Origin of the sequence: Paenibacillus plantarum (assembly GCF_013141695.1) — a bacterium.
Taxonomy (GTDB): domain Bacteria; phylum Bacillota; class Bacilli; order Paenibacillales; family NBRC-103111; genus Paenibacillus_E; species Paenibacillus_E plantarum.
Map to the genome: position 1 here is coordinate 66,413 of NZ_WHNY01000074.1, position 13,994 is coordinate 80,406.

At 45.2% G+C, this 13,994-nt stretch carries 12 protein-coding genes; 1 reads left to right on the top strand and 11 read right to left on the bottom strand.

Annotated features, from left to right (window positions below; genetic code table 11):
* Positions 1-76: 76 nt before the first annotated feature.
* Positions 77-967, bottom strand: a complete 891-nt coding sequence (locus GC096_RS27245) for a fumarylacetoacetate hydrolase family protein (protein ID WP_171634591.1) — start codon at positions 965-967, stop codon at positions 77-79.
* A 15-nt stretch (positions 968-982) separates the two neighbouring features.
* A complete protein-coding gene (locus tag GC096_RS27250) occupies positions 983-2,185 on the bottom strand; it encodes an amidase (RefSeq protein WP_171634593.1) in 1,203 nt (400 codons plus the stop codon).
* Positions 2,186-2,319: 134 nt separating this feature from the next.
* On the opposite strand from GC096_RS27250, the gene GC096_RS27255 reads away from it, so the two are divergent.
* Entirely contained in the window at positions 2,320-3,954 is a 1,635-nt protein-coding gene (locus GC096_RS27255) for a PucR family transcriptional regulator (RefSeq protein WP_171634595.1), read from the top strand.
* A 22-nt stretch (positions 3,955-3,976) separates the two neighbouring features.
* Here the strand turns inward: GC096_RS27255 and GC096_RS27260 are convergent, their stop codons facing one another.
* The 9 genes from GC096_RS27260 to GC096_RS27300 form a co-directional block, all read right to left on the bottom strand.
* On the bottom strand, positions 3,977-4,687 hold the full coding sequence (locus tag GC096_RS27260; RefSeq protein ID WP_171634596.1) for a cysteine hydrolase family protein: 711 nt from the start codon (positions 4,685-4,687) through the stop codon (positions 3,977-3,979).
* Between the two features lie 4 nt (positions 4,688-4,691).
* The gene (locus GC096_RS27265; protein WP_171634598.1) at positions 4,692-5,732 is read right to left on the bottom strand and encodes an amidohydrolase family protein; all 1,041 of its coding nucleotides are present in this window, start codon (positions 5,730-5,732) and stop codon (positions 4,692-4,694) included.
* Between the two features lie 5 nt (positions 5,733-5,737).
* Positions 5,738-6,778 (bottom strand): ring-opening amidohydrolase, encoded by a 1,041-nt coding sequence (locus GC096_RS27270; RefSeq protein ID WP_171634600.1) that lies wholly within the window; start codon positions 6,776-6,778, stop codon positions 5,738-5,740.
* Positions 6,779-6,800: 22 nt separating this feature from the next.
* Positions 6,801-7,598 carry an ABC transporter ATP-binding protein gene (locus tag GC096_RS27275; protein WP_171634602.1) on the bottom strand — a complete coding sequence of 266 codons (798 nt, stop codon included), beginning with the start codon at positions 7,596-7,598 and terminating at the stop codon, positions 6,801-6,803.
* Entirely contained in the window at positions 7,595-8,422 is an 828-nt protein-coding gene (locus GC096_RS27280; RefSeq protein WP_171634603.1) for an ABC transporter permease, read from the bottom strand. The genes GC096_RS27275 and GC096_RS27280 overlap by 4 nt, the downstream gene beginning before the upstream one ends.
* Before the next feature lie 43 nt (positions 8,423-8,465).
* On the bottom strand, positions 8,466-9,527 hold the full coding sequence (locus GC096_RS27285; RefSeq protein ID WP_171634605.1) for an ABC transporter substrate-binding protein: 1,062 nt from the start codon (positions 9,525-9,527) through the stop codon (positions 8,466-8,468).
* Between the two features lie 16 nt (positions 9,528-9,543).
* Complete coding sequence (locus GC096_RS27290) at positions 9,544-11,058, bottom strand: amidohydrolase family protein (RefSeq protein ID WP_171634606.1); 1,515 nt, start codon at positions 11,056-11,058, stop codon at positions 9,544-9,546.
* Positions 11,059-11,294: 236 nt separating this feature from the next.
* Positions 11,295-12,143, bottom strand: a complete 849-nt coding sequence (locus tag GC096_RS27295; protein ID WP_171634608.1) for a DUF2935 domain-containing protein — start codon at positions 12,141-12,143, stop codon at positions 11,295-11,297.
* 100 nt (positions 12,144-12,243) lie between these two features.
* A complete protein-coding gene (locus GC096_RS27300; RefSeq protein WP_171634609.1) occupies positions 12,244-13,821 on the bottom strand; it encodes an AraC family transcriptional regulator in 1,578 nt (525 codons plus the stop codon).
* Positions 13,822-13,994 lie beyond the last annotated feature (173 nt).

Genomic DNA, 13,994 nt, shown 5'->3' on the forward strand with positions numbered 1-13,994 from the left:
CCTAAAGAGAATAGCGTCTCCGTTTATACGGTGGTCACATTTCTAGAGTACCACTCTGGATGAAACTTCGTCAATATTATTTTCTTATATTCCTATAAGTTTTATCGGATATACAAACCATGTTCACCAATGCCTCGAAGCCATCTACATGGCACTCCACCTTATCACCGTTCCGAATCACGACAGGACCAGGGGTACCCGTCAGAATCACATCACCTGGAAGCAAGGTCATGAAGGACGAATGAAACGCTACCGTGAACCATGGACGAAACTTCATGTTGAACACACGGTTTCGATGCTGCGACTCCTCGTTTAGAATGGTCGCTACTTCTAGATCGAGAATCTCCGGTATTTCATCGGTCGTAATCATTTGGGGACCTATACTGAGGAAGGTGTCGTAGCTTTTGGCACGCGTTAGAAATCTCGGATTCCTCGCATGGATATCCGCAGCTGTCATATCTAACGCAGTAGTGAATCCTGCAACGAAGGAAGGGGCTTCGGCCTCTGTAATGTTGCGGCACTCTTTGCCAATAATGATCGCCAACTCGGCCTCAGCGGTAATCACGCCAGCATCTGTTGGCAGGATAATGGCATCTCCTGGACCGATAAGGGTCGTTGACGGCTTCATAAAACCCACTGGCTCTTCATCTAAAGCAACGTCTTTCAGTTCTTCTTCATGAAGAACATAATTCATCCCGATTCCCCAAATTTTTCCTGGGTTACGAATTAAGGGCGCAAAATTTGCCTCGCCGTAAGTAATCGCCGGCATTTGAGTGAGTTGATGTTCACCCCCCTCTCGATACCAGTCTGTTAAATCACGTAGCCTACCGCTTATTAGCAGTCCAGTGATGGTTATAGGCCAGCTCGCTTCAGAACTGCGATTGATCGTTTCGATCGTAACGAGCCCGTGAGGCGCATAAATGGCGGCATGTTCATTGTCATGAAGTCGTAAAGTCGTCAATTTCATTGGCTTTTTCCCCCCTTATACTCTGGCATGAGCAACTAGCTCAATTTTCGGGTTCTTAACGAATTCGTTCACCCATTTAAGCAGCTTTACATCTTGGTTCTTTCCAGCTATAACGGATAGACCAATAGAAAAACCACGACTCGATTCCAATGGAATGTGTAACTGGGGGAGACCACTCAAACCTGCTATGCACGTAAGCTGTAAGGTACTCAGTCTTACATGGGACAGCTCATTTTCGCTCATCCCTTTTTTCGGCGCTTCCCCTGGTGCAGTTGGAATAATAAGCAACCCGTCATCGGAAAGCAGCTTTTCCATGGCGGCTTGGATATCATCTCGCTTCCTCAGGTTAGCTTCTCGATCTCCTAGCGCTTGCTGCTTCGCCCATTCGAATCTCCCTCGAATGTCTGGAGCGAAATCAGGCTGCTCTTGTTCGATCCAGTCACCGTGATTCTGCCATATTTCACATCCCTGAATGACGCGGAACGTATTCATCCACTCGGTTATGCCATTGGCTGAAATTCGTTTCCACTCACATTGTAAACCCATCTCCTCGATGCCCTGAATCCAAGCTTCAGGCAGTCCTTCGAATCGAGGGGAGGCCAATGCCCACGCTTCTTCCGGGAATATCACACGTTGGAAAGTGGTCTCCGATCCACTCGTTTCAATTAGAGCCTCGCCTGCATGCAGCATCGTTTTGGCATCATTGGCAAACCACCCCACAGTATCAAAACTTTGTGCCAGTGGAATAACGCCTTCGGTTGATACGATCCCCTGCGTTGGGCGGAAGCCGTAAATCCCGCAATACGATGCCGGAATGCGAACCGATCCTGCCGTATCCGTCCCTAGCGCAAAATCGACTAATCCCGCAGCAACAGCTACCGCTGAACCACTGGAAGATCCGCCTGGCAGGCAATCCGGGGACCTCGGATTTACTGGCGTACCATAGTGTATATTTTCACCACTCAGGCTAAACATCAGTTCATCCGTGTTCGTAATCCCTGTCATTTGAGCACCAGCTTGAAGCAATTGCGCAATACTCCTTGAAGTACGTTCTGCTGGAGAATGGGTGCGGAGCCAATCTGGATTTCCAGCTCCCGAAACATGCCCTTTGATGGCAAATACATCTTTCACTGCGAATGTTTTTCCTTTCAGCACTCCAATTCCCGTCGGCTCCAATTGTGTTTCCCTTGTTACGAAAGCTCCGTATTCATTCTCCATATTATAAATGACCTCCTTATTCGCATCGTTAAGCCATGTTCAATGTGCACATCCAATTGAATGATAGATAGGCACGTTCAACCATAGAAATTTATGTTATATTAGTTTACATACAAAATAGTGGAGGTATTAGGATGGCAATCACGGTTGATGCAATTATGAAATTGCCTATCTTTAAAAGCACTCGCCTTGTCGGAGGATCCCTTGGATTAGGCAGAGAGGTTGCTAGCGCAAATATTGCTGATTCACCTGATATTGCTAATTGGGTCAGACCACATCAGCTTCTCCTGACAACGGCTTATCACTATAAAGATGATCCAGAAGGGTTAATCCCTTTCCTTCATCAGCTGCATGCCAACCAATGCTCCGGCTTAGCCATTAAGACCAAACGATACGTAGATACACTGCCTAAGCGTCTGATCGAAGAAGCCGATCGACTCCATTTCCCATTGATTGAGCTTCCCAATAACATGCTGCTAGGGGACGTCATTAATCAAATTCTAGAGAATGTCCTCAATGAAAAGCAGCATGATCTCCAAAAAACACTCGAGGTTCACAGCCGATTCTCTGACTTATATCTCAAAGGGGCCAGTATGTCAGATATTGCGCAAACCTTATCATTACTAATCAGAGGATCCGTGCTTATTTTAAATTCTCGCTACGAACCTACTGGTTTTTCCGATTCTATCAAACGAAAAATTAAGTCAGCTGAGTTTCTTGATCCAATTCGGATCGCTTTGAAGAATGCATCGTTCCAAGAAAATACGCTAACCTCTGTGACCTGGGACCGAACTCACTCGGCGGACATTTATCCTGTCTATATCAGTGGAATTCGCAAGAGCTTCATCTGCGTCCTTGATGCTGCCTCACGCTCTCCACACCCGTTCTACACGATGCCACTCGAGCAAGCCTCGCATATTGTGGCTTATGAGCATATGAAGCAAGACGCTCTGGCCGAGGGCGAAAAGCGGCTTCGCCGACAATTTTTCAGCGATTGGCTGGACAATCGGTTAAGCAAGGATGAAGTGCTAAATCGTGTCAAATCCTATCCCATTGTAGATAAAGCACATTATCTGATTTGCATATGCGAAGCAGATGCCACGCCTGATGGGCATCTCCTGACTGACTTGGAATTGAATGCAAGATGCGAACGCTGGCTGTTTCAAACCACCGAATTTCTAGAAGATTATCCTGGGCAAGCCATTTGCGAGATCAAAGATAAGGGCATAATCATTATCCTGCCGATCCTAATCGACAGCAGCGCATTTGATGAAAAAGAATATGTGGACATCTTCCGTAAATTACAACATCGGTTGCTTGGAGAAAATCAACATACGACGTTCTCCTTTGGGATTAGCAATCCCATCGACCAAATTGCGAAGATTCCTCAAGCCTTTCTCGAAGCCAAGCAAACCTTAGATATCGGCTATACCCTTAAGAAAAAGGAATTTATTCATACCTATCGCACACAACAAGTTACAGAGCTCATCCGTTCTGTTCCGGATAACAAGCTGCATGATTTCTACTCATCTTGTCTTGGCGAGCTCACTTCCTCCGATCAGCCAGAGCGTCAGGAATTGTTACATACACTTGAAGTTTTTCTAAATCACGAAAGCTCGATTGCAGAGACTGCCAAAACCATGTTTTTGCATCGAAACACGGTACAAAATCGAATTAGCCGGTGTGAAGCTTTATTAAATATGTCAGTCAAAGATCCAATCGACACGCTCAAGCTCCGTATCGCGCTTGTCATCCATCGCTTAATTTAAGGCGTGGATGGCAGCATGCGCATTACCATTTATCGATCCAGCCGCTCGTTCCATCAGCATGAAGTTCGATGGGCTCTGGTATACGTTCATTCTCATATTTATCCTGACGAATCCGTTCAACCCAATGCTCAAGCTCATAGGCATGACCTTGTTCAGCGAATTCAGCCGCAGTTAGAATACGCGAACCCATCCCTCTCAAATCTTCTAAATTAGCCTGCTGTATCTCAGGTGTTTTGGAAGAAGTAGCATCCGAAATGATAACAGTCTCATAATCGTAGGCATTAGCATCATAAGCTGTCGTTCGTACGCAATTCGGAGTCGTTGTACCAATGATCACGACTCCTCGTATCCCCAAACGTCTCAAGATCAAATCAAGTGATGTTTGAAAAAATGCGCTCCAACGCGGTTTATACAATAAATAATCACCTTGCTGGGGCTGAATTTCTTTGCAGTAGTCCGCCCCTTTGGGACCCGTACTGCCAGGAGCCATCGATCTGCCCGTATTCGCCCATTGTTCCCAACGCGTAATTTCAATGTCGCTGCCATCATCGCGATAAGTTCTTTTGATATAAAAAATAGGCATCTTCTCCGTGCGACAGGTATCAATCACCTGACGGCAGGCAGGAAGGCTTTCTTGCGCCATTTTGATACAGTGCGGTGAAGTAGGGTCGACAAAGGCATTCTCCATATCGATAATCAATAGTGCCCATTCGGGACGTTGAATCGCATTCATTTGTCTACCTCCTAGCTAACAAGTCTGGGGATGTTAGGATTTCTCTGCACCGCTCAGGAGCTTCGGCATGAGTTAAGAGCTCGTAAATAGAACTCGCTTTGTATTTATAAGTAAAATCATAGCTGGATAACGCCGTGTGCAAACGACCTTCTACAGGCTGAGAAATGAGCGCATCCATAATCGTCTCCACTTCCTTCGGTTCATAGAAGCGCAAGATATACGCAAGCATTTGTGCGTAGTGGAGCATATTGCCACTACCAAATGGATTAAAAAAGTCTCCGATATTATCACTGCCAAGTCGTATTTGCACGCCTTCCTGAAGCAGCATCTTCACCCTCGTTAACGATCGCGTGGCGATAGCAGTTGGGCAAATCGTCACTTTCACATCTGCCTTGGCTGTCAGTTTGGCCGCGAGTTGAGCTGCTGCCTCAGATACATTAGCAAGGGAACTGCAATGAATGGCTGTAACCCGGCCCTGCCATCCTCGCTGAATGGTGTGTTCCGCTAGAAATGGCTGCAAAAAGTGCTCTTCTTTGCCTGTTTCATCGGTGTGAAATTCAATAAATTCCGCATTCTCTGCTTCCGCTATTTCAAAAATTTTCGTGATATGCTGCTTCCCGTCTTGATCCATGGTCGTATGTCCGCCAATACCATGGGCACCCATGCGCAAGGCTTCATGCAACAAACCCTCTGACTCCGGAAAGCGGTCAAACCCTTCCTGCGCAAATGCGACAGCATCAATGGCGATTCGATCCTTATAGATCTCACGAAGCTCGAGGATCGCCTCCATGCCTTTAAGTCCTACAATCGGATCGACATCTACATGTGTTCGCAGATATACCGTTCCATAACGGATCATATTTTCAATGATTGCGGAGGCTCTTGCTTTGATATCTTCAACGGTGAAGGATGCTTTCGCCTCACGTGTCCAAGCGGCCCTCTCAGAAGCAGGAGCATCTCTATATACGAATGGTGGAACGATTCCGCCTTTATCGATATGTGCATGATAATTCATAAGCCCTTTGATCGTGATCGGATTGGACATGTTGGTCACTCCTCTTCTGCACGTACGACGACTGAAATGAGATTTGCACCTTGTGGACCTTGATGCTCTGAACCTGCCGAACAAAGAATCATCGTATCGCCAACAAAACTGCCAACCACGGAGTTCGCAACAGCTTTGGCCAGAATGCCAGCGTGCATCGAGAGAGCATCCGTGTGCATCGTATGTCGGCGATCACGTACGCTGCCAAGCGCATCTGCCCCGCAATTCACGAACACGTTAGCAACACGCGACTGTTCCTTCTTGGAAAGCATCGGATTCGCATCCAGCCCTGCGGAGCGCAGCGCAGCACCCAGCCCCTCTAAATCAAGGGAATCCGCCATCATCCCTGATCCAATAAACAATTGACTGCTCGAATGTTTCGTATTGCCCATTAGAATTACTCGACAAGCGACTTGCTCTTGACCAGCAGACACGGAAGCTTTCATTGAATATAGGGAATGGTCTGCATTGATTTTGCTTTCTGTTAGAACTTCTCGATCGACTTCTCCCAAGGCAACTGCAACTCCAAGTGCCGATGAAGCCTTAGAACGAGCGCCGCCTACACCCCATGGGCACTTGATTTCAACGCAATGTATATCAGCTAAATCAGTAATGCCTGCATCGTTCATCGCTGCGATAACAGCTTCGGATACTAGATCTGTTTGCTTCAAAGTGCCAATTTCCTCTGGCAACAGCGCTCTTGTCGAAGCTACGCCAAATGCGAACCTTTTCTCACTATGGGCGGCAGCAGCCCCCGACTCTCTACTAATAAATAAAGAATAGTGGGGTGACATTAAGCCGCCAGTCTTCCCAATCATCATCATTGGAATGCGATCGAACACGTCAGCTTTACTCCAACCCAATCTCTCAGAAAGCAGCACTTCAAATGCTAGAGTTGCATAGCCACGTGCATAGCCATCTCCCTCTGTTTGAGCAATAATGCCTTTAATTTCACTCGCTTGAATAGCGCCTGTATTCAAAAGTTTCTCAAGCTCCGACACATCTCCCGGATGAGTCATTGCACAACGAATCAAATCATAATTCATAGGATCAACACTCCTTCATCAATTAAACTTCAGATAAGATGCCTTCATTTTTGAAAATTTCACGTACATTCTGCACATATTGGGCAAACTTCGGGTTACTGCGTGTTCGAATGCCTCTAGGTTTCTCTAGGTCTATCTCAATATCTTTAACTATGGCGCCTGGGCGTTCTGACATGACCAAGACACGATCCGACAGAAATACAGCTTCTTCAATACTGTGTGTGATGAATAACACGGTAAACCCGAATTCTGCTGCAATTTTCAGCAAATCATACATCATTTGTTCACGAGTCAGCGCGTCCAAAGCACCAAAGGGTTCATCCATCAGAAGGAGCTTCGGCTCTTGAATTAAGGCACGGCAGATGGCTGCACGCTGACGCATACCGCCGGAAAGCTCGTTGGGATACTTATCTTCAAATCCCTTCAAACCAACCGATGCCAACAATTCGAGCGCCCGTGCTCGGTTCGTCTTATTCCCACTGCGATGCAGCCATGTGATGTTATGAATCTCCATAGGCAGTAAGACGTTGCCAAGGATCGTTCTCCATTCCTGAAGCAGGTCTTTCTGAAAAACAACAGCGTTGCCGCTCGTAGGTCCCGTAACTTTCTCACCATTCATCATAATCGTGCCTTCAGAAGGCGTATCGAGCCCCGCAATGAGATTCATTAATGTACTTTTACCGCAGCCACTAGGGCCAACAATGGAAACGAAGGAGGAACGTTCTATGGTTAAAGACACTTTAGATAAGGCTTGAACATTGCCTGTTCGAGTTTGGTACGTTTTATCAACGCCGTTGAGGATAATTTCTTTGCCTCTCATTCCGATTTCCCCCTTTGGCCTTTATTCCAAGGTATTGCGACACGTTCAATCAAATCCATCCCGTAGAATAAACCAATTCCTATGATTGCCAGCATGAAGAGTGTACAAAATTCAAGCGTCGTGTCCAGCTGCGAGTTCGCCATGAGTTGTAGATAACCTAAACCTTTATCCGACGCGACGAATTCCGCAACGACCGCACCTACAACGGCTAAGGTAATCCCAACCTTAAATCCGCCAAAAATATTAGGCAACGCCTTTGGAAGACGGAAGTAAAGGAAGATTTGCCACTTGGAAGCTCGAAGCGACCTTGCAAGATCATGCATTTCTTTATCCATCGATTGCATCCCCACAACCGAGTTAATGATGATGGGAAACACTGAGATCATAAAGGCGATGATGACCTTAGTCTTCATATCAAAACCTAACCAAATGATTAACAAGGGAGCCAACGACACCATCGGAATACAATGCACACCAATCAGAATGGGGTAAATCGTATTTTTAAAATATTTGGAATGAACAATCAAGATCGCGATCGGGATACCTACTGCTACACTCATCAGGAATCCGAGAAGCACCTCTTGCAAAGTAACCAAGCTATGGCGAATTAGCATCCCTGTTTCCTGACTGAAGCGTACGGCAATATCCCAGGGTGAAGGTAAGATATACTTAGGGATCGTGAAGAAGACATATAGCAACTGCCACACAATCACCATACCCATCAGGGTAAGAATAACGGAGAGCCACTGCGGAATCCCTTGCCATTTTAATTTATTCGTGGTTTTTACATGCCCAATTTGCAGGAATACTTCTTCTTTAGCCATAGGTCTGCCTCCATTCGATTCATGAGATATGTCGCCTTTATATTTACTTTTTAGGCAAATACTCATTGGTGAAATATTGGTTAATATCTACTTTTTTCGTAATAAAGCCCGTATCCTCAAGTAAAGTTAGTGTTTGCTGCATCTTCTTCTCATCCATCCAACCAATTGGTTGTGTAGGTGAAACTTCGATTAGTTCGGCTGTACGATTGATTTGTGCCAGTGTTACTTTTACATCCAAGACATCTGGGAAATGTTTCTTCAGAATTTGAACCGATTCTTCACGGTTTTTCAACGTATATTCAAACGCCTCACTGATCGCAGCAAGAAAACGTTTCGTTGTATTTGGATTTGCTTTTAGGAAATCCGTATTGGCAATCATCGTCAAACCAGGAATATCAAAGCCGTAGTCAGACAACAACAATGTATCCAACTTCTCCTCGGATTTCAGTTCAAATTTCGGATAATCATTACTTGCGAATACCTCTGCTGCCTGCACTTGTTTGGTCAAAAACAACCCGCTAATGCCAGACGAATCGACCTTCACTTGTGTAACTTTCGATGCATCGACACCTTGGCTTTCCATAAACTTTGGAAACACTTTACTGAACGTAGACGTCGTATTCATGGCAATTTTTCTACCTTCTAAATCTTTCGGCGTCTTAATCGGTGAACCTGGGAACGAAACGATCATTAGGGGCGACTTCGTCATAAAGGATCCAATCATTTGGACCTTCATATTTTCAGCCAATCCTTGTGCAGGCTCGACGCCAGAGTTAATCCCGAATTCTTCTTTCCCTAAGGAAACTGTTTTCAGGGTATCCGCAGATCCATTTCCTTCCAGCACATTCACTTTAAGTCCGTACTTTTCATAAAATCCTTTATCAATGGCCACGAAGAATGGTGCAAACTCACCTTTGATTTTCCAGTTCAAACGTAAGGTCACTTCGCTCTTTTCCGCTGGTGGAAGCTGAATCGCATTGCCGCTAATCGCTGCCGGTGTGCTCACTGGCTGACTAACTGGCTTAGCTTCCTTTCCACAGCCCACCACGATTGAAAACAAACTGACAGCAACTAAGGCACCGAGTAATTGCGTATTTTTTTTCATATGATTACCTCCTGATTTATAATCCAATTTTCCGGGGATTGCCCACCCAGTTCTCTCTCACTATGCCTCTCGAGGCTTCTGCCGACTCCTGAACTATATGAAATAAAGCACCAGCTTGCTTAAGCTTTTCTGCTGACTCCACCAATACCACATCCATGTTCTTCTGAGCTCGTTCAAGCTTGTTTCTCCACGCTCGAAGTGGAACACCATCTTTGATTTTCCAATTGCCATCGATCATGACAGCCTCTACCGAACGCCCTGTTTCGTAATACACGAGTTCTTTAAATAATTCTTCTGGAGTAGTCACTCGGAAGCTTTCGGGACGATACGCGATCCAATCTGCTGGCTCACCTACGCTCAACCTCCCTTTACCAAGAACCTCAGGAAATAAAGTAGATACTGAAATTTGACTTTCATACGCATCTTGTGCGCCCCACCAATCAGAAGCGTTGTCTCCATCTAGCCTGCTTAACCTCGCAGCCGTTCGCATTAACTCATAAGGACTGGAAGTCCCACAGTTATCTCCATCTGACCCTAAGAATACTTGTACACCATTTCTCCTATAAGTTTGCAATGGACTAATACCTGACCCTAGATGCATATTGCTTGTTGGGCAATGCACGATGTGACTGCCATTCCTAGCAATTCGTTCGCATTCCTCATCAGCTAGCCATATCGCATGCACCAGAGATGTCTTAGGACCAAGCAAGCCGTATCCATCTAGCATGGTGGGAAGACTAATATCTCGTTCTTTGCCATATGACCACTGTGTATGTGATTCCAGTAGGTGCGTTTGCCAGCCGATGTCTAACTCTCTCATCAAGCTTGCCGTCATTGCTAACGTATCCTTCGTACAGCGCTGCGGTCCATCAACCCCCAGTGCGACCTGGATATCCCTCGAGCCCTGCAACCTGACACTACTTTCTCTGAGCAGTCGCTCATAGTTGCGAATCTCGTCAGCTGGCCTAGCGCTAGCGGTTGCTCTCACTGAACTCATCTGCATCTGATTAGGCAATGTCTCCAAATAGGGAATATCTGAAAACATAGGGGCAATGACAGCTTTCATCCCGATATCTCTGTAAGCCTGGATCGCTGCTTCCATGCCTTCCCTTGTAGGAAAAGGACGCTGTGAGAAATGATCAACCGTCCGAGCATATCCCCAACTGATTAATTCAGAAGCATGAAGCAGTGTCGCATCATAAATGAGATCAAGCGAACGATCTGTTCCTAGAGCTATCACTTCTAACATATATAAATCTAATGTTCGACGATCTACGGTTCGTTTCAGTAAACCTGTGTAGGAATGCGCATGCGCATTAGTAAAGGCTGGTGTCAGATAAGCTCCCTTGGCATCCCAGGTCCTTTCTTCAGGGACCTCACCGCAACCACTAAGTTCAACCCCTCTTCCTAGTTGAACTATTTTTCCCTGATGGATCCTGATCCCACCTGTCTGGAACTCCCATTCACCATAGGCATCTTCCAACAATAGGGTGGCATTATAGATAATTGTTGTCTCTTGAGAGTCAGTCATGTTGTTCCACTCCTTGCTACAAGGATTTTATTTAATGTTATGTTTCATTACATTAATAACGTGATTAGTAGGTGTGTTCCATGTAATTACTATAGATTATTGAATATCATGTCACAATATATAACATGCACATAGATCAGTTAGATTTCATGTGCACAATGACGGTCATAGCTGGACGCAGCAAAAAGCCACCTGCAATTGTAATTGCAAGTGGCTTTCTTTGAATCCCCTTTCGTTTAATGACCCGCAGGCTCCTCCCGCATCCCCATGACTGGTTTGCCTGTTAAGCACTGCTCGAACATATCAATGATCGCCAGAAAGCGTTCCGCCTCACGAAATACGTGATCCGCCAGCAAAGGATGGATAATGCTCTTGATTTTGCAGGCTTCAATTAAATCGCGGGCTGTCTTTTTGAAATCACGCAGGGCAACGACGGATACACGATTCTGATCAAGGAACTGATCCAACAGCGGCTCGGTTTGGGATTGAGGCCTCATCCCGCTTAAATCTATGGCTTGAAAGAGGAGTTGGTCAAAATCATGACTAAAATTCCGCGCTTGTTCCACTAACTGGCGTTCGGATGGGTCCAGCAGATGACCAATAAATTTGGCGTGATCCGCCATGATTCGCAAGAAGAATATGTTTTCATCAATAATCGAGTCGGGTAACGGTTCTAAGCGTCCTGTGTTTAATTCGTGTAAACGATTCCGAAAATAGTTAGCCTCACGGCTCGTATGGTCGACTAGTAAAGGGAAGTTATTACCTCCAGGCAGCTTGCATTGGATGATGAGCCCGAGAACTTTTCGTTTGAATGCCCAAATATGTGCAGCAGCCGAAGAAACTTCCGTATTGAATCGTCGAATTTGTTCCGGGTCTGTCAACTCGTTATATGCGTGGGATCGGCCCTCGATATGCTCAAAGATATGATAATAATGATTCGCTTCTTGAATCAACGTCGTATCCTCACATCGAAAACCCAGTTTGAGAAACAAGGAATGCTCCTTCATAATACGTGACCAGAACCGAATCTCATCCAATGAACGCATCACGAACTCATTTGACAATGCAGGCACTCTCCTCACCATGATGTTCTCCTATCCCATGTATAATGAGCAGATGTTGTACATATGCTACGTCACCTCAATTAGGACAACACAAGTGCGGTATTCATTGGTTCCTATACCTTCAGACATGCCATTTCAGCAAATCATCGAGGATTTGGTTTTGGCCGCTAGGGGCCCAGCTCATACTTATCCAATTCGGAATCACGCGAACCTGATTGTTCTGCACAGCCTTCATCGCATCCCAAGAGGTCCCTTTGAACATATTCGTGTACAGATTAGCCTCCTCTAACGAAGTAAGTCGTTTATCAATCAGCAGAAAATCCGTATCAAATGACGGCATGATTTCTACCGCAAACTCCTTGGTTCTCTCGTTCAATGGGACACAACTACCAGGCTTTAACCCAAGCTCTGAATATAGTAAGTGACTTAATGGATGGTCAACTAGGCCGTGTACGCGAATTTTTTGACTATATAATCGGATGACGGACACACTTTGTAGACCAATCGTATTCCTTAACGCGTCTTTCGTGAACTTCACCCGTAGATCCAATTGACTGAACGTTTGCTGAGCTTCTTTTTCCCGTCCAACCAATTCAGCAATCCGTACAAAATACGCCCGCCAATCCATTGAATAATCCACCATGACGGTAGGTGCTATAAGCTTTAACTGATCGTGAAGCGGAAGATGCCTGTAATCTGCGATAATTAATTCTGGTCGATAGTTACGCAACTCTTCAAGTTGAACTTGTGTAAGCCTCCTATTCTCCTCGACACCTAACTCCAAATGTCGGTAGCCATTTAATTCGTAAGTGTCCTCTACCCCAAGGTCCCGCAAACAATCCTTATACCGGAAGCACGATGCTACAGCCACCTTCAATTGTTTCCTTTTTATATACATCGTAGGCGAAATCCCCACGCTATTCTTAAACATGCGGCTAAAATAAAACTCATTCCCGAATCCAACAGCTGTTGAAATATCTTTAATCGAGGGATCGGGCCGTTGCAATAATTCTTTCGAAGAATCGATACGAATGTGATTTAAATATTCGACAGGTGATATCTTCTTGGCTTTCTTAAAGCTTCTCGAGTAAGAAGTTGGCGTCAAACCTGCGATGTCTGACAATGTATCTAGTTTAATTTTGTGATTAAAATGCTTGTACATATAGGTGATGCTTTGATCAATTCCTTTGGACGCATCCTCAAGTTCAAGTGGTTCTTGCGCTTCCTCCGGCATGGCTTGGATCAGACTTTGAAATTTGAGCTGAATACTTGGATCCTTAACTGACTTAGATCGGCATTCTTCATATAGCAGAACTATGCTTTCGAGGTGCTGCTTCTCCTGTTTCAGTTGTAATTTGCCCGTCTGAAAGAGCGAAGGATCGGTTGCCGCATTAAGACAATGCCAGCTGCCTCTCTTTTTGGAAAATGTCATGCGTCTAATGATTAGGACGTAGAACTCAATAAAATCCGACTCCAACATCACTTCAAGTGGCTTGTTTCCAACTAAATAAAAGGTCTGATTCGGCCTGATCGGAATGGCTTGATTATCGACGCAAAGAATGCCTCTGCCCTGTGTTACAACAAATAACATATCGCCTGGGATATTTTTTTTATACAGCGTGTTCCGTTTGTGGAATCGACGTTTACGTAGAGATGAAAGCATTAAAAGGGAATATTCCTGTCCTTGAACCGGCAGCATATGGAGCTTTAACCCCTTTCACGGTCAGAATCTGTGGTGAGAATGATTTTCAGTAGACTTAGTATAAATGGTTTCCATTTACTTGAAAAGGGGTTATTGCTCGTCGGGGCACCGCGATTAGCTGGATAAACTACAGTTATTTTTGTGAATCCGGGTCGAAATTAATAAATAAC

Excerpts from the sequence above, each read along its gene's own strand:
- GC096_RS27300 (WP_171634609.1), bottom strand. The coding sequence starts at position 13,821 with ATGCTGCCGGTTCAAGGACAGGAATATTCCCTTTTAATGCTTTCATCT.
- GC096_RS27250 (WP_171634593.1), bottom strand. The coding sequence starts at position 2,185 with ATGGAGAATGAATACGGAGCTTTCGTAACAAGGGAAACACAATTGGAG.
- GC096_RS27270 (WP_171634600.1), bottom strand. The coding sequence starts at position 6,778 with ATGAATTATGATTTGATTCGTTGTGCAATGACTCATCCGGGAGATGTG.
- GC096_RS27285 (WP_171634605.1), bottom strand. The coding sequence starts at position 9,527 with ATGAAAAAAAATACGCAATTACTCGGTGCCTTAGTTGCTGTCAGTTTG.
- GC096_RS27265 (WP_171634598.1), bottom strand. The coding sequence starts at position 5,732 with ATGTCCAATCCGATCACGATCAAAGGGCTTATGAATTATCATGCACAT.
- GC096_RS27245 (WP_171634591.1), bottom strand. The coding sequence starts at position 967 with ATGAAATTGACGACTTTACGACTTCATGACAATGAACATGCCGCCATT.
- GC096_RS27255 (WP_171634595.1), top strand. The coding sequence starts at position 2,320 with ATGGCAATCACGGTTGATGCAATTATGAAATTGCCTATCTTTAAAAGC.
- GC096_RS27275 (WP_171634602.1), bottom strand. The coding sequence starts at position 7,598 with ATGAGAGGCAAAGAAATTATCCTCAACGGCGTTGATAAAACGTACCAA.
- GC096_RS27280 (WP_171634603.1), bottom strand. The coding sequence starts at position 8,422 with ATGGCTAAAGAAGAAGTATTCCTGCAAATTGGGCATGTAAAAACCACG.
- GC096_RS27290 (WP_171634606.1), bottom strand. The coding sequence starts at position 11,058 with ATGACTGACTCTCAAGAGACAACAATTATCTATAATGCCACCCTATTG.
- GC096_RS27260 (WP_171634596.1), bottom strand. The coding sequence starts at position 4,687 with ATGAATGCGATTCAACGTCCCGAATGGGCACTATTGATTATCGATATG.
- GC096_RS27295 (WP_171634608.1), bottom strand. The coding sequence starts at position 12,143 with ATGGTGAGGAGAGTGCCTGCATTGTCAAATGAGTTCGTGATGCGTTCA.